Origin of the sequence: Micromonospora echinofusca (genome assembly GCF_900091445.1) — a bacterium.
Classification (GTDB): domain Bacteria; phylum Actinomycetota; class Actinomycetes; order Mycobacteriales; family Micromonosporaceae; genus Micromonospora; species Micromonospora echinofusca.
In genome coordinates, this window is the sequence record NZ_LT607733.1 from 753,270 (window position 1) to 772,569 (window position 19,300).

The window sequence follows — 19,300 nt, forward strand, 5'->3', positions numbered from 1 at the left end:
TGCCCTGCACGCTAGTACGGCGGCGCCGTCCGCACCGTCCCCCCGCACCGGGACGTGCGGAAAGAGAGGTCGGTGACGGGGTGATGAACGACTGGAGGCGGGGTACTCCCGAACCGGCCAACCTCGTACCCGCAACGGGTGAAAGGACGAAGTCCGGAACCGGACGTCCGCACTGAGGTCCGCCGAGCAAGGGGCGGAACGGCAGGGCCTAGGCTGGGCGGCAGAGTGACCCACAACGCGGTGGGTCGAGGGGAGTGGCACCGATGGACCGGCGTCCGGCGATCAAACCGGGACCCGACCTCCGGCAGGATGACACCGGCCGGGACGACAGCTTCGATTCGGCGACCGACGGGGACGGCTTCGGCCGGCTCGACACAGGAGTGACCGGGATGACCGGTTCGAGTATCGACACCCTCTACGACCTGGGTATGCCCGCCAACGCGCTGGCCGACGAGGTCGAGGACAACGAGCTCGACGAGCCCGTTCCCAACGTGGAGCGCCTGGTCGCCCAGGCGGTCGCGCTGGCCGGCGACGACCACGACGCGGCGACCCTGGTCAGCCGCTTCTGGCGGTTCGCGCCCGACGAGGAGCTGATCGGCTTCACCGCCGAGGAGATGCTGGAGGCGGCCCGCGCGCACCGCGACCTCGCCCAGCAGCGGGTACCGGGCGAGCTGAAGCTGCGTATCCACGAGCCCGACGCCGACCAGCACCACACCGTCATCGAGATCGTCACCGACGACATGCCGTTCCTGGTCGACTCGGTGACCGCCCTGCTCAACTCGCACCACCTGGACGTGCACCTGCTGGTCCACCCGCTGGTGGTGGTCCGGCGTGAGCCGCTGGGCCGGCTGGTCGAGGTCTCCGCCGACGTCGAGCCCGACGACGCCATCGCCGGCGACATCGTCGAGAGCTGGATGCACGTCGAGGTCGACCCGGTACGCGACGCCGCCGAGCGGGACCGGCTGCGCCGGGAACTCCAGCGGGTGCTCACCGACGTGCGGGAGGCCGTGGAGGACTGGCCGAAGATGCGCCAGCGGGCCCTCGCCCTCGCCGACGAGCTGGCGGCCGCGCGTACGTCGGACAACCGCCCACCCGTGCCGGAGAAGGACATCACGGACTCGGTGGAGCTGCTGCGCTGGCTCGCCCACGACCACTTCACGTTCCTCGGCTACCGGGAGTACCGGCTGGTCGACACCGCCGGGGACGGGGAGCGGGGCAGCGGCCAGGCGCTGGAGGCGGTGCTCGGCACCGGGCTGGGCATCCTGCGTCAGGACTCGCCGGAGGCCCGGCCGCTGTCGTCGATGACGCCCGAGGCGCACGACAAGGTCACCGAGAAGCGCCTGCTGATCATCACGAAGGCGAACTCGCGGGCCACCGTGCACCGCTCCGCCTACCTCGACTACATCGGCTTCAAGGTCTTCAACGAGTCCGGCGAGGTGGTCGGCGAGCGCCGCTTCCTCGGTCTGTTCTCCACGGCCGCGTACCGGACCAGCGTGCAGGAGCTGCCGGTGGTGCGCCGCAAGGTGGCCGAGGTGCTGGACCGCTCCGGCCTGAGCCAGCGCAGCCACTCCGGCAAGGACCTGCTCCAGATCCTGGAGACCTACCCGCGCGACGAGCTGTTCCAGATCAAGACGGAGGACCTCTACCACGCGGTGATCGGCGTGCTGCGGATGGCCGGCCGCCGGCAGCTGCGGGTGTTCCTGCGCCGCGACGCGTACGGGCGGTTCATCTCCTGCCTGATCTACCTGCCCCGGGACCGGTTCACCACGCAGAACCGGCTGCGGATGCAGGACATCCTGCTGCGCGAGCTGAACGGCGTCGGGGTCGACTACACGACCCGGGTCACCGAGTCGATGCTCGCCCGGGTGCACTTCATCGTCCGGACCGACCCGACGAAGGTCCCCGGCGACATCGACGCCGACCTGCTGGCCGAGGAGTTGGCCGACGCCACCCGGCTGTGGGACGACGACTACCGGCTGGTGCTGGAGCGCAAGCTCGGCGACGAGCAGGCCAAGCACCTGTTCACCCGCTACGCCGACGCCTTCCCCGAGGGCTACAAGGACGGCCACACGCCGTACGAGGCGATGAAGGACCTGGCGAAGCTGGAGCTGCTGGAGGAGCCCGGCCAGCTGGAGATGCACCTGTTCCGCAAGCAGCTCGCGCCGCGGGCCGGCGGGCGGGGGCCGGACGTCGACGAGGCGATGGACGTCCGCTTCAAGGTCTACCGCTACGGCGAGCCGATGATGCTCTCCGCCGTGCTGCCGGTGCTGCACTCGCTCGGCGTCAAGGTGGTCGACGAGCACCCGCACGAGGTGGACCGGATCGACGGTCGGGTCTACCTCTACGACTTCGGGCTGCGGCTGCCCGAGGGGCACCAGGAGCTGTCCGAGGTGCGCCCGCACGTGGAGAACGCCTTCGCGGCGGCGTGGCGGGGCGAGGCCGAGGTGGACGGCTTCAACGAGCTGGTGCTGCGGGCCGGTCTCACCTGGCGGCAGGTGGTGGTGCTGCGGGCGTACGCGAAGTACCTGCGCCAGGCCGGCACGGTCTTCTCGCAGGAGTACATGGAGCAGACCTTCATCGCGTACCCGAGGATCGCCACCCTGCTGGTGGAGCTGTTCGAGGTGCGGTTCGCGCCCGGCGAGGACGGCCACGAGTGGCGCCAGCAGCGCAGCGCCGAGCTGGTGGGCGACATCCGGACCGCGCTGGACGACGTCGCCAGCCTCGACCAGGACCGGATCCTGCGCGCCTACCTGACGATGATCCAGGCCACCCTGCGCACCAGCTTCTACCAGAAGCGCTCCGACGGGCGGCCGAAGTCGTACGTGGCGCTCAAGCTGGACCCGCAGGCGATCCCGGACCTGCCGGCGCCGCGGCCGAAGTTCGAGATCTTCGTCTACTCGCCGCGTTTCGAGGGCGTGCACCTGCGGTTCGGCCCGGTGGCCCGCGGCGGGCTGCGCTGGTCCGACCGCCGCGAGGACTTCCGCACCGAGGTGCTGGGCCTGGTCAAGGCGCAGATGGTGAAGAACGCCGTGATCGTGCCGGTGGGCGCGAAGGGCGGCTTCGTGCTCAAGCAGAAGCCGGGGGACCGCGACGAGGCGGTGACCTGCTACAAGGAGTTCATCTCCGCCCTGCTCGACGTCACGGACAACATCGTCAGCGGCGAGATCGTGCCGCCGGAGGACGTGGTCCGCCACGACGGCGACGACCCGTACATGGTGGTCGCGGCGGACAAGGGCACGGCGACGTTCTCGGACATCGCCAACGAGATCTCCACGGCGCACAACTTCTGGCTCGGCGACGCGTTCGCCTCCGGCGGCTCCGCCGGCTACGACCACAAGAAGATGGGCATCACCGCCCGGGGCGCCTGGGAGTCGGTGAAGCGGCACTTCCGCGAGATGGGCCACGACACCCAGACCCAGGACTTCACCGTGGTCGGTGTCGGTGACATGTCCGGTGACGTGTTCGGCAACGGGATGCTGCTGTCGGAGCACATCCGGCTGGTGGCCGCGTTCGACCACCGGCACATCTTCCTGGACCCGGACCCGGACGCCGCGTCCTCGTACGCCGAGCGGAAGCGGCTGTTCGACCTGCCCCGCTCGTCGTGGGAGGACTACGACCGGGAGCTGATCTCGGCCGGCGGCGGGGTGTACCCGCGTACGGCCAAGTCGGTGCCGATCTCGGCGCAGGTCCGGGAGCGGCTCGGCCTGGACGCCGACACGGAGCAGCTCTCCCCGCAGGAGTTGATGAGGGCGATCCTGACCGCGCCGGTCGACCTGTTCTGGAACGGCGGCATCGGCACGTACGTGAAGGCCTCCAGCCAGACCAACGCGGAGGTGGGCGACAAGTCCAACGACGCCATCCGGGTGGACGGCCGGAACGTGCGCTGCCGGGTGGTGGGCGAGGGCGGCAACCTGGGCTGGACCCAGCTCGGGCGCATCGAGTACGCCCAGACCGGCGGGCGGATCTACACGGACTTCATCGACAACGCGGCCGGGGTGGACTGCTCCGACCACGAGGTGAACATCAAGATCCTGCTGAACACGGCGGTCGCGGACGGCGCGCTGGAGCTGCCCGAGCGTGACGAACTGCTCGCGGGGATGACCGACGAGGTCGCCGAGCTGGTGCTGCGGGACAACTACGACCAGGCCCGGGCGATCAACAACGCGCAGGCGCAGGCCGCCTCGCTGCTGCCGGTGCACCGGCGGATGATCACGGATCTTGAGCGTTCCGGCGCGCTGGACCGGTCCCTGGAGGCGCTGCCGCCGGACGACGAGCTGGCGGTGCGGACCGAGTCCGGGCTGACCGCGCCGGAGTTCGCGGTGCTGCTCGCGTACGTCAAGATCGTCCTTGAGACGGAGATCCTGGCCGAGGGGCTCGCGGACGAGGAGTGGACGACCGACGTCCTGGTCAACTACTTCCCGACGCCGATGCGGGAGCGGTTCGCCGACCGGATGGGCCAGCACCGCCTGCGTCGGGACATCGTGACGACGGTGCTCGTCAACGAGGCGATCAACCGGGGCGGCATCTCGTTCGTCTTCCGGGTGGTCGAGGAGACGGCGGCTTCGGCGGCGGACGTCATCCGGGCGTACGTGGTGGTCCGCGAGGTGTTCGGGCTGCGCGCACTCTGGGACGCGGTGGAGGACCTGGACAACAAGGTCGACCCCGAGTTGCAGACCAGCGTCTACCTGGACACCCGACGCCTGCTCGACCGCGCGGTGCGGTGGCTGGTCACCAACCGCCGTTCGCCGATCGACGTGCCGGCGGAGATCGCCCGGCTGCGCGACGGGGTGGCGCGGCTCCTGCCCGACCTGGAGGAGCGCTTCCACGGCAGCGAGCGGGAGTCCCTCGCGGCGCACATCGACTCGCTCGCCGAGCGGGGGCTGCCGCGCGACCTGGCCGAGCTGGCGACCCGGCTGATGTACAGCTTCGGCCTGCTCGACGTGGTGGAGACGGCGGCGAGCAGCGGGCGGGACGTCGGCGAGGTGGCCTCGGTCTACTTCGTGCTCTCCGACCGCTTCCGGGTCGACTCGCTGCTGTCGAAGATCTCCCTGCTGCCGCGTGAGGACCGCTGGCAGACGCTGGCCCGGATGGCGCTGCGCTACGACCTGTACGCCGCGCTGGCCGCGCTGACCGTGGAGGTTCTCGACTCCACGCCGGACACCCTGTCGCCGCAGGAGCGGGTGTCGCAGTGGGAGCAGTCGAACGCCACCTCGATCCACCGCGCGGAGCGGGCGATGGGGGAGTTCGACGAGTCCCGGGCGGACCTCGCCGCCCTGTCGGTGCTGCTGCGCCAGATCCGCACCCTGGTGCGGACCTCCGCCGCCGCCTGACGCGTACGGCGGACGGCCCGGCCGGTCGGTGTCCCGACCGGCCGGGCCGCGTCGTGCCGGGCGGTGGCCTCCGCGCGGCGGCCGGCTCACACCGGCATGGAGGCGAAGACGACCACGTTGTCCGGGTAGCTGCCGGCGGCCTTGTCGAAGGTGCCGCCGCAGGTGACCACGCGCAGGCCGGGTCGGTCGCTGGGACCGTAGACCTGCTCGGTCGGGAACTGCGTCTTCGGGTACGCCTTGACCGACTCGACGGTGAAGGTGGCCTGCTGGCCGTCCTCGCGGGTGACGGTGATGGTGTCGCCCGGTTGCAGGGCGCCGAGGGAGAAGAAGACCGCCGGCCCGATCTCCGCCGAGTCGACGTGCCCGACGATGACCGCGTTGCCGATCTCACCCGGGCTGGGCCCCGGCTCGTACCAGCCGGCCAGCTGCGCCCGTTCGAGCGGGGGCACCTGGACGGTGCCGTCCGGGTTGGTGCCGAGCGACATGATCGAGGCGTCGACCCCGATCCGGGGGATGGTGATCGTGGTGGGGGCGGAGCGGGCCAGGCCGGTGCCGTTGCCGAGGTCCGGGTCCGTGTCGGGGGCGGGGACGTCGGCGACCGCCGGCCCGGTGCTGACGGGCGCGGCCAGCGGCTGCGGGGGCAGGGGAGCGGGCGCGGTCTTGAGCGAGGCGCCGATCAGGCCCGCGCCGACCATGGCGACCACGACGACGACGGCCGCGCCGGCGGCGCGCCACGGTGTCCCGTGACGGCCGCCGGCCGGTGTCGCCGTCGTGTCAGACGAAGGACTCATCGGTCCGACGCCGGCGCATCAGCACGAGGCCGCCCAGGGCGGCAGCGCCGATCAGGCTCGCCCCGCCGGCGGCCAGGCCCCGGTCGGTGCCGGCGACGGCGCCACCGTCACCACCGTCGACCCCGCCGCGCGGCAGCACGACCAGTTCGCCCTCGCCGCACGAGCCCTTGAGCTCGTAGCGGCCCGGCTTGGCGTCCTCGGACACCTCGGCCTCGCCGTAGTAGACGAAGTCCCGCTTGTGCTCCCAGCGGTCCTCGCCCTTGCCGTTGCCCTCGGACTCCTCGTCCGACCAGCCCTTGTCGTAACCCTTGCGGTCGTACGCGTCCGAGCCGTACTCGTGCTCGCGACCCTCGCGGTCGCCCTTGTCGTGGCCCTTGTCGCCGCGGTCGCCCTCGGCGTCCTGGCCGTGCTCGTGGCCCTTCCAGTCGCGCTCGCCCTCGGCGTCGGCGGCGTCGCCGCCACCCTGGCCGTTGGCGGGCGGCTGGCCACCGTTGGCCGGCGGCTGCGGCTGTCCGGTGCCGTTGGCCGGCGGCTGCGGCCTCGGGGTCTCGTCCTTGCCGTCCCCACCCTTGTCGTGGTCGCGGCCCTTGTCGTGGTCCTTGCCCTTGTCGTGGTCGCGGCCCTTGTCCTGGTCGCGGGAGTCCTCGTCGCCGCCACGCCAGTCGCCCCGGCCCTCGGCCGGCTTGAGCTTGACCTTGCCGGTGACCTTCGACCACACGTAGGCGTGCTCCTGTGGCTCGGGGCAGACCTCGATCAGCTTGACCGTGTCGCCCGCCTTGACGACGTGCGGCTTGGCGTAGACCTTGCCCTCGTCCTCGTGGTGGCCGCCGTCCGCCAACGCGATCCCCGGCGTGAACACGAGCAGGGAAGCACCACCGAGGGCAGCGCCCGCAACGACCTTCCCGAGCATCTTGTTTGCCATGACCTGCGTCACTCCATCCCTGTTGTCCTGGGCTCGGTGACAACCGAGCTACCGATGACGTTAGACCGTTTCACGAGCTATGAAGGGAAAGATTCGTGTTTTCGTGGCTTCGTGGAACTAAGCCCTCTAGGGCCGCTACGCGGCTTTAGTCGGCCGCCGTGCGAGCCGGGCGGTTCGCCACCGCAGGCGTGCCCAGGTGCTCCTCGGGTGGCGTGACGCCACCCCGGCCGGATCGTCCCGTCCCGCCCGCCCCGCCAGGTGTCGCCGGCCCCGGTGGCCTCGGCTGTTTCATCGAGGCATTGCCATGGAAGCGCTCCCATGCAAGAATCGCTCCACGCGGTTCGGGGAGCCACACCGCGCAGGCAGGAGTCGAGGGCACCGGTTCGCCGGACGACGTCCCGCCTCCCGGCCGGCACGTCGTTGCCGGTCGGACCACCACCAACACGCCCGTCCGGGTCGGGCACCCCCCGAAGAAACCCGTGGTACCGGCGGTCGTCCACGCAGGACGCCCATCGGGCCGTAACGCCGGGCCGTTCGCGGATCCGGTCTCGCCCAAGGAGATCAGTGGCATGAATGTGTGGAGAAGGCTGTCCGGCCCCCGCCGGGCCCTCGCGCTCGGTGGCGCGGGCGCCCTGGTCGCGGGCGGGCTGGTGACCCTGCCGGTCACCGTGGCGCACGCCGCCACCCAGTGCGACGTGTCGTACACGACCAGCGACTGGCAGGGTGGTTTCACCGCCACCGTCAACATCAAGAACGTCGGCGACGCCCTCAACGGCTGGACGCTGGGCTTCACCTTCCCGGACGGCAACCAGCGGGTGCAGCAGGGCTGGTCGGCCCGCTGGTCCCAGAGCGGCCAGAACGTCACCGCGCAGAACGAGTCCTACAACGGCGCGGTGGCCACCGGCGCCACGGTGAGCATCGGCTTCAACGGCGCCTGGAGCGGCAGCAACCCGAAGCCCACCTCGTTCACCCTCAACGGCGTGACCTGCAACGGCGGCACCCCGCCCACCACCACCCCGCCCACCACGGCCCCGCCGACGACGCCGCCCCCCTCGACGCCTCCGCCCACCACCCCGCCGCCCACCACTCCGCCACCCGGGCAGAAGGTGGACAACCCCTACCTGGACGCCCAGGGGTACGTGAACCCGGAGTGGAAGGCCAAGGCCGATTCGGTGCCCGGCGGCAACCGGGTGTCGAACAACCCGACCGCCGTGTGGATCGACCGGATCGCCGCCATCAACGGCACCCCGGACAGCAGCTCCAACGGCGCGATGGGCGTCCGCGACCACCTGGACAAGGCCCTCGAGCAGGGCGCGGACTACATCCAGTTCGTCATCTACAACCTGCCCGGCCGCGACTGCGCCGCGCTGGCGTCCAACGGTGAGCTGCGGGCCGACGAGCTGCCGCGCTACAAGGCCGAGTACATCGACCCGATCGCCGCGATCCAGGGCGACCCGAAGTACGCCGGCCTGCGGATCGTCAACATCATCGAGATCGACTCGCTGCCGAACCTGGTGACCAACACCTCCGGCAACCCCGGCGGCACCGCGATGTGCGACACCGTGAAGGCAAACGGCGCCTACGTCAACGGCGTCGGCTACGCCCTGTCGAAGCTGGGCGCGATCGGCAACGTCTACAACTACATCGACGCCGCCCACCACGGCTGGATCGGCTGGGACAGCAACTTCGGCCCGACCGCGCAGATCCTGAAGGACGCCGCCGTGGCCTCCGGCAGCACGGTGAACAACGTGCACGGCTTCATCGTCAACACCGCCAACTACTCGGCGCTGCGAGAGCCGTACATCAAGATCACCGACAACGTCAACGGCACCAGCGTGCGGCAGTCCAAGTGGATCGACTGGAACTTCTACGTGGATGAGCTCTCGTTCGCCCAGGCGTTCCGCAACGAGCTGGTGGCCAGGGGCTTCGACTCGAAGATCGGCATGCTGATCGACACCTCCCGCAACGGCTGGGGCGGCACCGCCCGGCCCACCGGCCCGGGTGCGACGACCAGTGTCGACACGTACGTCAACGGCGGTCGGGTGGACCGTCGGATCCACGCCGGCAACTGGTGCAACCAGGCCGGGGCCGGCCTGGGCGAGCGGCCGAAGGCCGCGCCGGAGCCGGGCATCGACGCCTACGTCTGGGTGAAGCCCCCGGGCGAGTCGGACGGCTCGAGCAAGGAGATCCCGAACAACGAGGGCAAGGGCTTCGACCGGATGTGCGACCCGACCTACACCGGTAACGCCCGCAACGGCAACAGCATGAGCGGCGCCCTGCCGGACGCCCCGATCTCGGGCGCCTGGTTCCCCGCGCAGTTCACGCAGCTCATGCAGAACGCGTACCCGGCGCTCTGAGACCGGAGCCCACCCGTCGCTGGCAGTAGGTGAGGCGCTCCAGCGGCAGGTTCCCCGGGCCCCCGGCCCGACCGTCCGACGGTCGGGCCGGGGGCCCCCTCGCGTACGCCGGTCAGGGCACCGTCTTCTCGATCGCGGCGCGGCCCAGCTCGGCCAGGTCCCGGCGGGCCCGCTCGACGTTCTCCGGCGTGATGTCCTGCCCCCGGGCCGCCACCAGGTCCTCCGGTTCCCAGGGCTGCTCCGCCCCGGTGCGGATGCCGTCCGGGGCCGCGCCCGTGCCGGTGCCCGTCGCACCGGTGCCGGCGGCGTACGGGTCGCCGATCAGCTCGTCGCGACCCGCCTCGTCCCCGGGCCCGGTGAACGACGGAGTGTCGCGATCGGCGCCGCCCCCGGTCATCAGCTGCGCGATGCCGGTGTCGTCCTCGGCCGCCGCAGCCATCTCCGGGCTCTCCTCCAGCGGCCGGTCACGGTCACGATCCGTCATGTCGCTGCCCTCCCGTCACCAGGTGGTGTCTCCTGATCCCGCTGGCGTACCCGGCGTGGCGGTGCCCATGCCGGATACCGGCGGTGGGACGGCTCAGCGCTCCTCCTCGGAGGTCTCCGGTGGCCAAACGTCCGCCGCGGGCCTCCCCGGCGACATCCGCCGCCTGGTCACCGAGGGCGGCCCGGCCGGCCACGGCGCCCTCCCGACCGCCGCCGGGGACCCGTCGACGCGGCGGCGCCCTCACCGGGCCGGGACACCGGGCGCTGCGGGCCGGGCACGGGAGGCGGCGGCAGCGGCGCCCGGGTCGTGGACGCGACGACGCCCCCGGCCGGTCGGCCGGGGGCGCCTCGTGGGAACCGGGGTCAGCGCCCGAGGACCCGGTCCAGGAAGTCGCGGTAGTGGCGGACGGCCATCCGGAGCTGCTCGGTGTCGGACGAACCGGCGTCCTGCCAGCCGCCCAGCTTGTTCTTCTGCGCGGACAGCGCCGAGGAGAGCGCCTGGATGGCCTCGTCGACCAGCGACTGGGCCTCCCCGGCCGCGGCGCGGGGGTCGTCCACGAAGCGCAGCTGGACGTCCCGCCAGCGGTCCCGGAAGCCCTGTGCCATCGCGGGGTCGAAGAGGCTGGCCGGCTCGGCGGCCACGGTGGCGCCCGCCGGCCGGTCCAAACCGGCGGCCTCCAGCTTTCCGGCGCCCGCGCGTCCGGCCGGCGTGTGCTCGGCGTCCGGGTCGACCATGGCCGGCGTGGCGCTGCCGTACCCGGCCGCACCGGCCTCCGCGTCTTCGGTCAGGTCGGCCCGACGCTCGGGGCGGCCGTCGACGGCGTCCGTGGGCAGCGCCTCCGCGTCGCCCCGGCGGGCCTGCCGCTCGTCGGGACGGGCGTCGCCGAGCCCGACGGAGCGGTGGAACTCCGCGGTCGGGTCCGCCCGGCGGCCCTCCCGGGGGCCGTCCGCGGCGCCGTCGCCCGGCCGCGCGGTCGACTCCGTACGCGGGTCGGGTTCGTCCTCGGGAAGCGGGCTGGCCAGGGCGGACGCGGCGACCGCGCCGCCGACGCTGGTGGCGCCGAAGGCGGTCGGCACCGGCCCCGGCTCGTGGAACTCGGCGCGGTCGCCGTCGGCGTCCCGCCCGTTCGTGCGGGTCCTGCCGGTGCCCCGGCCGTGCGACGGCTCGTCGCCGGAGACCGCCGGGTCGTCGAAGTTGCCCCGGTCGTCGAGGGCGTCCTCGGGTACGTCGGCGCGGCCGGCCCGGTCGCCCGGAGGCGGCACCGGCACCGGCTCGGACCGGACGGCCTCGGGGTGCTCGTTGCCCACCCGCTGCTCTTCCTGGCGCATGGTGATCCTCCTAGCGGCTCGTGGCGTCGTGCTGGCTGTCCGGGTTGCGCTGCTCTGCCGGTCGGGCCGCGACCGGCTCCTCGCCGAGCAGGTCGGCGAAGAGGGCGCGGTAGTGGACGACGGCCTGGCGCAGTTCCTCGGTGCTCGCCTCGCCCCGGGAGTTGCGCAGGTGGATCTCGTGGGCGTCGCGGTAGTGGCCCAGGGTGCGGGCGTGCTCCACGGAGAGGTGGGCGATCTGGTCGGAGAACTCGCCGGTGGGGTAGCCCCGTTCCGCGATGAGCCGGGTGACCAGTTCGTCCGCGTCACCCACGGTCTCGGCGGGGGAGTCGACGAAGCGGACCTGGAGCTCCTCCCACGCGGCGGCGTAGCGGGCCCGGGACTCGGGGGCGAGCGGGGTGAGCGTGAGATCCGCGTGGCGACGCTCCCGCTCCCGCAGCTCCCGCTCGGCGGCGGTCCGGCTGTCCTGCTCGGCGATGGCGCGGTCGTACTCGGGCCCGAAACGCGACCGCAGCGCGCGGCGGCGGGCGTACGACCGGGCGGCCACGGCCACGGCCGCGATCACCAGCACGACGAGAACTATGACGATTACCTGCGTGGGCGACATGGCTCCTCCTTCGTGGGTGGTATTCCCTCCGCTCGGTGATCGCCAATCCCGTTCCGGCGCACTTTCCTTGAGGAACCCGGCGGCGGCCCTTGTCCGACCGGGCATGACGAGTCACACAGCGTGATCGGGAGGTCAAAACTTGACTCGTTCCAGAAAACGAGCTTGGGTGGGGTGATGCCGGTCGGATCCGACGTCGAACGCCTGCGAGCTGCGGGGCTGCGTGTCACGCGGCCCCGGCTCGCGGTGCTCGCGGCGGTACGCGACCGGCCGCACCTGGATGCCGACACGATCACCCGACTCGCCCGGGTCCGCCTCGGGCGGATCTCCCACCAGGCGGTCTACGACGTCCTGCGCGCGCTCACCGGCGCGGGCCTGCTGCGCCGGTTCGCCCCGGCCGGCGGGCCGGCCCGGTACGAGCTGGGCGGGGACGACCACGACCACCTGGTCTGCCGGGACTGCGGCGCGATCGTCGACACCCGGCGCAAGCGGGCCCCCGGGCCCTGCCTCGACCCCGGGGCCTCCGCCTTCGAGGTGGAGGCCACCGAGGTCACGTACTGGGGCCGGTGCCCCGGATGCCAGCCGCGACACGGCTGACGCCAGCCGCCACACCGATCTGGAGGAGAGCCATGAGCGACCCGCAGGCCAGCAAGCAGATCCTCACCACCCGTCAGGGTCACCCCGTGCACAACAACCAGCAGCAGCGGACGGTCGGCTCGCGTGGCCCGGCGACGCTGGAGAACTACCACTTCCTGGAGAAGATCAGCCACTTCGACCGGGAGCGGATCCCGGAGCGGGTGGTGCACGCCCGCGGCTTCGTCGCGCACGGCGAGTTCGAGGCGTACGGGACGATCGGTGACCAGCCGGCGTCGACGTACACCCGGGCCAAGCTGTTCCAGACCAAGGGCAAGAAGACCCCGGTCACCATCCGCTTCTCCACCGTCATCGGCGGCCGGGACTCCTCCGAGGCGGCGCGTGACCCGCGCGGCTTCGCCGTCAAGTTCCGCACCGAGGACGGCAACTGGGACATGGTGGGCAACAACCTCCAGGTCTTCTTCATCCGTGACGCCATCAAGTTCCCCGACGTTATCCACTCGCTGAAGCCGGACCCGGTCACCTTCCGCCAGGAGCCGAACCGGATCTTCGACTTCATGTCGAACACGCCGGAGTCGATGCACATGCTGACCTGGCTCTTCTCCCCGTACGGCATCCCGAAGAACTACCGGACGATGCGCGGTTCCGGGGTGAACACCTACCGGCTCGTCAACGCCGCGGGCGAGGGCGTGCTGGTCAAGTTCCACTGGCTGTCCCAGCAGGGCGAGCACAACCTCACCCAGGCCGAGGCGGACGCCATCCAGGCCACCGACCTGGGCCACGCCTCGAAGGACATCTACGAGGCGATCGAACGCGGCGACCACCCGAAGTGGGAGCTCAACGTCCAGGTCATGAGCGACGACGAGCACCCGGAGCTTGACTTCGACCCGCTCGACGACACCAAGATCTGGCCGGAGGAGGACTTCCCCTACCTGCCGGTCGGCATGATGACGCTCAATCGCAACATCACCGACCACCACAACGAGAACGAGCAGATCGCCTTCGGCACCGGCGTGCTGGTCGACGGCATCGACTTCTCCGACGACAAGATGCTGGTCGGCCGGACGTTCTCCTACTCGGACACCCAGCGCTACCGGGTCGGCCCGAACTACCTCCAGCTGCCGATCAACCGGCCGCGCGAGGACGTCCAGGTCAGCACCAACCAGGGCGGCGGCCAGATGTCGTACGGGGTGGACAACCGTGGTGCCAACCCGCACATCAACTTCGAGCCGTCCTCGGTCGCGGGCCTCCAGGAGGCCGACGAGTCCTACCGGGAGTACCGTCCGTTCGTCTCGGGCCAGATCATGAAGGCCCCGATCGAGCGGCAGAACAACTACTCCCAGGCCGGTCGGCGCTACCGCGAGATGGACGACTGGGAGCGCGACGACCTGATCCTCAACCTCACCACCCTGCTGTCGCAGTGCGACAAGCACATCCAGGAGAAGATGGTCTGGCACTTCAGCCAGTGCGACTCCGACTACGGCCGCCGGGTCGCCGAGGGCCTCGGCATCGCCGTCGACGCCTGACCCGTACCGCCCACGAACGCCCCGCCGGCCCCCGGCGGGGCGTTCGTCGACTGTGGACGATCGGTCCGGTGGGCCCGACGCGACGGACGGTAGTGCATCGGGCGAGGATTACGTATCCTGCCCAAGGCGTCCGCCGGACCTGCCCGGCAACCGCGGGCCGGAACGGTCCGACCGCGACGCTGCCCGGCCGGCGCCGGCGCCCCCGCAGCCACACCTTCCGGGCGAGGTCTGATTGAACACCCGCGACTGGCCGATCCGCTCGAAGCTGACCGCACTGGTCGTCGTGCCGGTGACCGCGCTGCTGGCGCTCTGGATCTTCGCCACGACGCTGACCTTCGGGCCCGCCCTCGACCTGCTCGCCGCCCGCACCCTCCTCTACGACCTCGGCCGTCCCGGCGAGACCGTGGTGGCCGAGCTGCAACGGGAGCGCCGACTGTCGGTGGTGCAGTTGGCGGGCGACGGCGACGCACCGGGGCTCGCGGAGCAGCGGCAGCGGACCGACCGGGCGATCGCCGAGCTGCGCCGCCGGGTCGGCGGGGAGGACCTGCGCGACGCCGCCGACGACATCCTCGACGCCCGGCTCGACCAGCTGGTCACCGCCCTGGAGGCGCTGCCGGCCGGGCGGGGCTTCATCGACCGGCGGGCGGTGGACCGGGCCGGCGCGGTCGGGCTCTACAGCGGCATGATCAATTCGGCCTTCCAGGCGTTCTCCGCGATGGCCAGCCTGCCGGACCGCGAGCTCAACCGGCAGGCCCTCGCCGTCACCGCGCTCGGCCGGTCGCGGGAGCTGCTCGGGCAGACCGACGCCCTGCTCGCCGGAGCGTTCACCGCCGGCCGGTTCGCCGACGGCGAGCATCTCCAGCTCGTGCAGACCATCGGCAACCAGCGGTTCCTCGCCGAGACGGCGGTCGCCGACCTGCCGGACGCCGAGCGCGCCGCGTTCCAGCGATTGACCGAGGGGGAGGCCTTCGGTCGGCTGCGGGCGATGCAGGACACGCTGGTCGGCGCCGGATCCACCACGCGGCCGGCGGTGGACCCGGCCGCCTGGCAGGAGAGCTACCTGGCGGTGCACGAGGCGCTGCGGAAGTTCGAGCTGGCGCAGGCCGACGGGCTCGCCGACCGGTCGGTGCCGTCGGCCGTACGCATCCTGGTCCGGCTCGCCGCCGCCGGCGTGCTGGGGCTGGCCGCCGTCGTGGTCTCGGTCCTCGTGGCGCTGCGGGTCGGTCGCAACCTCGCGCACCGGCTCACCGGCGTACGCACGGCGGCGCTGGAGACGGCCGAGCGCCGGCTGCCCGACGTGGTGGCCCGGCTGCGCCGGGGCGAGCAGGTCGACGTCGCGCGGGAGGCGCCCCCGCTGGAGTACGGCGGCGACGAGATCGGTCAGGTGGCGCGGGCGTTCACCGAGGTGCAGCGCACCGCGGTCCAGTCGGCCGTCGACGAGGTGACCCTACGGCGCGGCCTCAACGAGGTGTTCCTGAACATCGCCCGGCGCAGCCAGGGGCTGGTGCATCGGCAGCTCGCGCTGCTGGACCGGATGGAGCGGCACACCGAGGACCCGGACGAGCTGGCGGAGCTGTTCCGCGTCGACCACCTCGCCACCCGGCTGCGGCGGCACGCCGAGGACCTGGTCATCCTGGCCGGGGCGGCCCCGGGCCGGGGCTGGCGCAACCCGGTGGCGACGGTCGACCTCGTCCGGGGGGCGATCTCCGAGGTCGAGCCGTACGACCGGGTCGACATCACCGCCGTGGCGCCCGCCGGCGTGCTTGGTCGGGCCGTCGGCGACGTGATCCACCTGCTCGCCGAGCTGATCGAGAACGCCACGGCGTTCTCGCGGCCGCAGACCCGGGTCGAGGTCGCCGGGCAGCACGTGGCGAACGGCTACGCGATCGAGATCACCGACCGGGGCCTGGGCATGTCCGCCGCCGCGCTGGAGGACACGAACCGGCGGCTGGCCCGCTCGCCCGACTTCGAGCCGACCGAGACCGCCCGCCTCGGGCACTTCGTGGTGGCCCGGCTGGCGGCCCGGCACGGCGTCCGGGTGCGGCTGCGCCCGTCCGACGGCGGCGGGCTGACCGCCGTGGTGCTCATCCCCGCCGACCTGGTCACCGACGAGCCCGCCCTGGCCCCGACCGGCGGCCCGCCGGTGGCAAGCCCGGCCACGGGGACCCCGGAGGAGCGGCGGCTCGCCCGGGCGAGCCGGCTCAGCACGCTGCCCCGCCCGGCCCGCTCCGCCGAGCCCGCCACGGCGGCCCCGGCCCCCGCGCGTCCGGCCCCGTCGTCCGGAGGTGCCGCAGCGCGCGGTGCGGCTGGCGGCGGTCCGACTCCGGGCGACGCGGCTGTCGGCGGTCCGCTCCCGAACGGCGTGGCTTCCGGCGGCCCGGCCCCCGTCGAGGCGGTCGGGGAGATCGACGGGCTGCCGCGGCGGGTGCGTCGGCGGCCGGCGGCGGTCCGGCCCCGGGCGGCGGCCCCGGGCGGGGGGCAGCCGCCCGGGGCCGGCCCGGGGCGCGGGTCCGCGCTGGACGGCCCGACGCTGCGGCAACCGGTGATCGAGAGTCCCGTCCCGCGCAGCCCGGAAGAGGCACGGCGGGCGATGTCCGCCCTCCAGGCCGGCACCGCCCGAGGCCGCGCGGCGGCCGCCGGCGCGGCCCCCGGGCAGGCCACCGCCGACGGGCAGGGTCAGCCACGCGAGGACCCGAGCCCGACGCCGGCCGAGCGGCCGGTGGACCCCGAACCGATGACCGCGACTGAGAGGGACGCCTGATGCATCCGACGAGGCAGAGCGCCGATCTCGACTGGTTGCTCGACGAACTGGTGGAACGGGTGCCGCCCGCCCGGCAGGCGGTGGTGCTCTCGGCGGACGGGCTGCTGATCGGCTCCTCCGCCGGCATGGACCGCGTCGACGCCGAGCACCTCTCCGCGCTGGCCTCCGGCTTCTCGAGCCTGGCGCGGGGCGCGAGCCGGCAGGTGGCCGGCGGAGCGGTCCGGCAGACCGTGGTGGAGATGGAGTCCGCGTACCTCTTCGTCACCGCCGCCGGGCAGGGCGCCTGCCTGGCCGTCGTCAGCGACGCGGACGCGGACATCGGCCTGGTGGCGTACGAGATGGCGATGCTCGTCACCCGGGTCGGGGAGAACCTGAGCGCGCCCGCCCGGTCGACGGCGGGGGTCGCCGATGCGGGCTGAGTCGCCCGGGCCGCAGCACGAGTGGCTGGACGACGACGCCGGCCCGGTCGTGCGGCCCTACACCCTCACCGGCGGCCGGGTGCGCTCCGCCGCCGACGGGTTCGACCTGGTCGCGTACGTGCTGGCCGAGAGGGCCGCCGACCCGACCGTCCATCCCGAGCTGCACCCCGAGCACCGGCGCCTGGTGGAGCTGGCCGCCCGGCCGGTCCCCGTCGCGGAACTCGCGGCCGACCTCGACCTCGCGGTGGGCGTGGTCCGCGTACTCCTCGGTGACCTGCTGGCGCGGGGCCTGGTCGCGGTGCACCAGCCGACAGCCGCCACGTACCTGCCCGACGACGACATCCTCAAGGCGGTGGTCAGTGGACTCCGTGCGCTATGACCGAACCGGATCCGGCTCCCGGATCCCGCTCGCGCTCAAGATCCTGATCGCCGGGGGCTTCGGCGCCGGCAAGACGACGCTGGTGAGCGCGCTCAGCGAGGTCCGGCCGTTGCAGACCGAGGAGGTGCTGACCGGCGCCAGCATCGGCACCGACGACCTCTCCGGCGTCGAGGCGAAGTCGACCACGACGGTGGCGATGGACTTCGGCCGGATCACGATCAACGACGATCTCCAGGTCTACCTCTTCGGCACCCCGGGACAGGATCGGTTCTGGTTCCTCTGGGACGAGCTGGCGTTCGGGGCGCTCGGCGCGGTGGTGCTCGCCGACACCCGCCGGCTGGCCGACTGCTTCCCGTCGATCGACTACTTCGAGCAGCGGGGCGTGCCGTTCGTGGTGGGGGTGAACTGCTTCGACGGCGCCCGGAAGTTCAGCCTGGAGTCCGTACGCCAGGCGCTGGACCTCGACCCCGACGTGCCGCTGGTGCTCTGCGACGCGCGGGACCGGCAGTCCGGCAAGGAGGTGCTGATCGAGCTGGTCGAGCACGTGGCCCGGCAGCGCGGCGAGCCCGTGCCGACGGCCTGACCGCCCGCGGCGGCGGTCCCGGCGGGCGTCCGCCCGGCCGGGCCGCCGCGATTCGGCGGGGTTTTCGGGGCTAAGCGGGCGGCCCAGCGGGAAGGCTGGTGGGATCGGTACGGGAATCGACGGAGGGCGGATCCGGTGACAGGTCAGGGCGAGATCGTCCACATCGGCGGCTACACGGCGCACAGCGGGGGTCGGGGCACCGGCATCGTCGCGGCGCGGCGGGACCCCGCCTCGGGTGAGCTGACCCCGCTCGGCACCGTCGCGACGACCCCCTCGCCGTCGTTCCTCGTCCGGCACCCGCGGCTGCCCGTGCTGTACGCCGTGAACGAGCTGCCCGACGGGCAGGTGAGCGCCTTCCGGGTCGGCGCCGACGGCGACCTCACCCCGCTCGGCAGCCGGCCCACCGGGGGCGCGGAGCCCTGCCACCTGGCGGTCGTGCCGGGCGGCGACCACCTCGTCGTGGCCAACTACGGCGGCGGCAGCGTGACGGTGTTCCCGCTCGACCCCGACGGGTTGCCGGGCGAGCGCAGCGACCTGGTGGAGCACGAGGGGCACGGGCCGGACCCGGAACGCCAGGACCGGGCGCACGCCCACATGGTGAACCCGGCTCCGGGCCGGGGCCCGCTGCTCGCCGTCGACCTCGGCACCGACTCGATCTACCGCTACGACCTGGACGCCGCCACCGGCCGGCTGGTGCCCCGGGCGCCCCGGGTGCGTACGGCCGCCGGCGTCGGTCCCCGGCACCTGGCCCGGCACCCCGACGGGCGGCGCTGCTGGGTGGCGGGGGAGCTGGACGGCTCGGTCACCGCCTACGAGCTGACCGACGACGGGGCGCTGCACCAGCGGGGCCGGGTCGAGGCCAGCGACCGGCCCGGGCACGTCCAGCCGTCGGAGATCGCGGTCGGCCCGGACGGGCGGCACCTCTACGTCGCCAACCGGGGGGTGGGCACCGTCGCGGTCTTCGCCGTCTCCGGTGAGCTGCCGGAGCTCGTCGCCGAGGTGGACACGGGCGGCGAGTGGCCGCGGCACTTCGCCCGGGCCGGGGAGCACCTCTACGTCGCCGACGAGCGGGCCGACATGGTCCGGGTCTTCCGGGTGGACGCGGCCACCGGCGTACCGGCTCCGGTCGGGGAGCCCGTGGCGGTGCCGAGCCCGACCTGCGTGCTGCCCTGACCAGCCACGACGTCCGCAGGGTCACTCCTGCGGGGCGGCGCCGTCACGTGAA

The 19,300-nt window shown here is 72.9% G+C and carries 14 protein-coding genes; 9 read left to right on the forward strand and 5 right to left on the reverse strand.

Translation table 11 applies throughout. The features are described 5' to 3' along the window. Positions 1-263: 263 nt before the first annotated feature. Positions 264-5,330: an NAD-glutamate dehydrogenase gene (locus GA0070610_RS03520; RefSeq protein WP_088998697.1), complete on the forward strand. Its 5,067-nt coding sequence runs from the start codon at positions 264-266 to the stop codon at positions 5,328-5,330. 86 nt (positions 5,331-5,416) lie between these two features. On the opposite strand, the gene GA0070610_RS03525 is transcribed toward GA0070610_RS03520, so the two are convergent. Further along, a complete protein-coding gene (locus GA0070610_RS03525; RefSeq protein WP_088998698.1) occupies positions 5,417-6,121 on the reverse strand; it encodes a class F sortase in 705 nt (234 codons plus the stop codon). After that, on the reverse strand, positions 6,105-7,043 hold the full coding sequence (locus GA0070610_RS03530) for a hypothetical protein (protein WP_089003238.1): 939 nt from the start codon (positions 7,041-7,043) through the stop codon (positions 6,105-6,107). Before GA0070610_RS03530 ends, GA0070610_RS03525 begins: the two co-directional genes overlap by 17 nt. Before the next feature lie 569 nt (positions 7,044-7,612). Here GA0070610_RS03530 and GA0070610_RS03535 point away from each other — a divergent pair. Continuing rightward, positions 7,613-9,400 carry a glycoside hydrolase family 6 protein gene (locus tag GA0070610_RS03535; protein WP_088998699.1) on the forward strand — a complete coding sequence of 596 codons (1,788 nt, stop codon included), beginning with the start codon at positions 7,613-7,615 and terminating at the stop codon, positions 9,398-9,400. A gap of 112 nt (positions 9,401-9,512) precedes the next feature. On the opposite strand, the gene GA0070610_RS03540 is transcribed toward GA0070610_RS03535, so the two are convergent. The 3 genes from GA0070610_RS03540 to GA0070610_RS03550 all read right to left on the reverse strand — a co-directional run bounded on the left by GA0070610_RS03540 (position 9,513) and on the right by GA0070610_RS03550 (position 11,816). After that, positions 9,513-9,884 carry a hypothetical protein gene (locus GA0070610_RS03540; RefSeq protein WP_088998700.1) on the reverse strand — a complete coding sequence of 124 codons (372 nt, stop codon included), beginning with the start codon at positions 9,882-9,884 and terminating at the stop codon, positions 9,513-9,515. Between the two features lie 362 nt (positions 9,885-10,246). Next, entirely contained in the window at positions 10,247-11,212 is a 966-nt protein-coding gene (locus GA0070610_RS03545; protein ID WP_088998701.1) for a hypothetical protein, read from the reverse strand. A 10-nt stretch (positions 11,213-11,222) separates the two neighbouring features. Continuing rightward, positions 11,223-11,816 carry a hypothetical protein gene (locus GA0070610_RS03550; protein ID WP_088998702.1) on the reverse strand — a complete coding sequence of 198 codons (594 nt, stop codon included), beginning with the start codon at positions 11,814-11,816 and terminating at the stop codon, positions 11,223-11,225. Positions 11,817-11,990: 174 nt separating this feature from the next. Between GA0070610_RS03550 and GA0070610_RS03555 the strand changes: the two genes are divergently transcribed. The 7 genes from GA0070610_RS03555 to GA0070610_RS03585 all read left to right on the forward strand — a co-directional run bounded on the left by GA0070610_RS03555 (position 11,991) and on the right by GA0070610_RS03585 (position 19,248). Beyond that, positions 11,991-12,410: a Fur family transcriptional regulator gene (locus GA0070610_RS03555; protein WP_088998703.1), complete on the forward strand. Its 420-nt coding sequence runs from the start codon at positions 11,991-11,993 to the stop codon at positions 12,408-12,410. Positions 12,411-12,442: 32 nt separating this feature from the next. Next, positions 12,443-13,933, forward strand: a complete 1,491-nt coding sequence (locus GA0070610_RS03560; RefSeq protein ID WP_088998704.1) for a catalase — start codon at positions 12,443-12,445, stop codon at positions 13,931-13,933. A gap of 232 nt (positions 13,934-14,165) precedes the next feature. Beyond that, a complete protein-coding gene (locus GA0070610_RS03565) occupies positions 14,166-16,694 on the forward strand; it encodes a sensor histidine kinase (RefSeq protein WP_088998705.1) in 2,529 nt (842 codons plus the stop codon). Continuing rightward, a complete protein-coding gene (locus GA0070610_RS03570) occupies positions 16,694-17,113 on the forward strand; it encodes a roadblock/LC7 domain-containing protein (protein ID WP_088998706.1) in 420 nt (139 codons plus the stop codon). Before GA0070610_RS03565 ends, GA0070610_RS03570 begins: the two co-directional genes overlap by 1 nt. Next, positions 17,103-17,492 (forward strand): DUF742 domain-containing protein, encoded by a 390-nt coding sequence (locus tag GA0070610_RS03575; protein ID WP_088998707.1) that lies wholly within the window; start codon positions 17,103-17,105, stop codon positions 17,490-17,492. The genes GA0070610_RS03570 and GA0070610_RS03575 overlap by 11 nt, the downstream gene beginning before the upstream one ends. Beyond that, the gene (locus GA0070610_RS03580) at positions 17,473-18,075 is read left to right on the forward strand and encodes a GTP-binding protein (protein WP_088998708.1); all 603 of its coding nucleotides are present in this window, start codon (positions 17,473-17,475) and stop codon (positions 18,073-18,075) included. The genes GA0070610_RS03575 and GA0070610_RS03580 overlap by 20 nt, the downstream gene beginning before the upstream one ends. Positions 18,076-18,210: 135 nt before the next feature. Continuing rightward, on the forward strand, positions 18,211-19,248 hold the full coding sequence (locus tag GA0070610_RS03585; protein ID WP_088998709.1) for a lactonase family protein: 1,038 nt from the start codon (positions 18,211-18,213) through the stop codon (positions 19,246-19,248). Positions 19,249-19,300 lie beyond the last annotated feature (52 nt).

What these genes read in the sequence shown, in the direction of transcription:
- GA0070610_RS03550 (WP_088998702.1), bottom strand. Translation starts at nt 11,816, where the DNA reads ATGTCGCCCACGCAGGTAATCGTCATAGTTCTCGTCGTGCTGGTGATC.
- GA0070610_RS03575 (WP_088998707.1), top strand. Translation starts at nt 17,103, where the DNA reads ATGCGGGCTGAGTCGCCCGGGCCGCAGCACGAGTGGCTGGACGACGAC.
- GA0070610_RS03520 (WP_088998697.1), top strand. Translation starts at nt 264, where the DNA reads ATGGACCGGCGTCCGGCGATCAAACCGGGACCCGACCTCCGGCAGGAT.
- GA0070610_RS03530 (WP_089003238.1), bottom strand. Translation starts at nt 7,043, where the DNA reads ATGGCAAACAAGATGCTCGGGAAGGTCGTTGCGGGCGCTGCCCTCGGT.
- GA0070610_RS03555 (WP_088998703.1), top strand. Translation starts at nt 11,991, where the DNA reads ATGCCGGTCGGATCCGACGTCGAACGCCTGCGAGCTGCGGGGCTGCGT.
- GA0070610_RS03545 (WP_088998701.1), bottom strand. Translation starts at nt 11,212, where the DNA reads ATGCGCCAGGAAGAGCAGCGGGTGGGCAACGAGCACCCCGAGGCCGTC.
- GA0070610_RS03570 (WP_088998706.1), top strand. Translation starts at nt 16,694, where the DNA reads ATGCATCCGACGAGGCAGAGCGCCGATCTCGACTGGTTGCTCGACGAA.
- GA0070610_RS03560 (WP_088998704.1), top strand. Translation starts at nt 12,443, where the DNA reads ATGAGCGACCCGCAGGCCAGCAAGCAGATCCTCACCACCCGTCAGGGT.
- GA0070610_RS03540 (WP_088998700.1), bottom strand. Translation starts at nt 9,884, where the DNA reads ATGACGGATCGTGACCGTGACCGGCCGCTGGAGGAGAGCCCGGAGATG.
- GA0070610_RS03525 (WP_088998698.1), bottom strand. Translation starts at nt 6,121, where the DNA reads ATGAGTCCTTCGTCTGACACGACGGCGACACCGGCCGGCGGCCGTCAC.
- GA0070610_RS03535 (WP_088998699.1), top strand. Translation starts at nt 7,613, where the DNA reads ATGAATGTGTGGAGAAGGCTGTCCGGCCCCCGCCGGGCCCTCGCGCTC.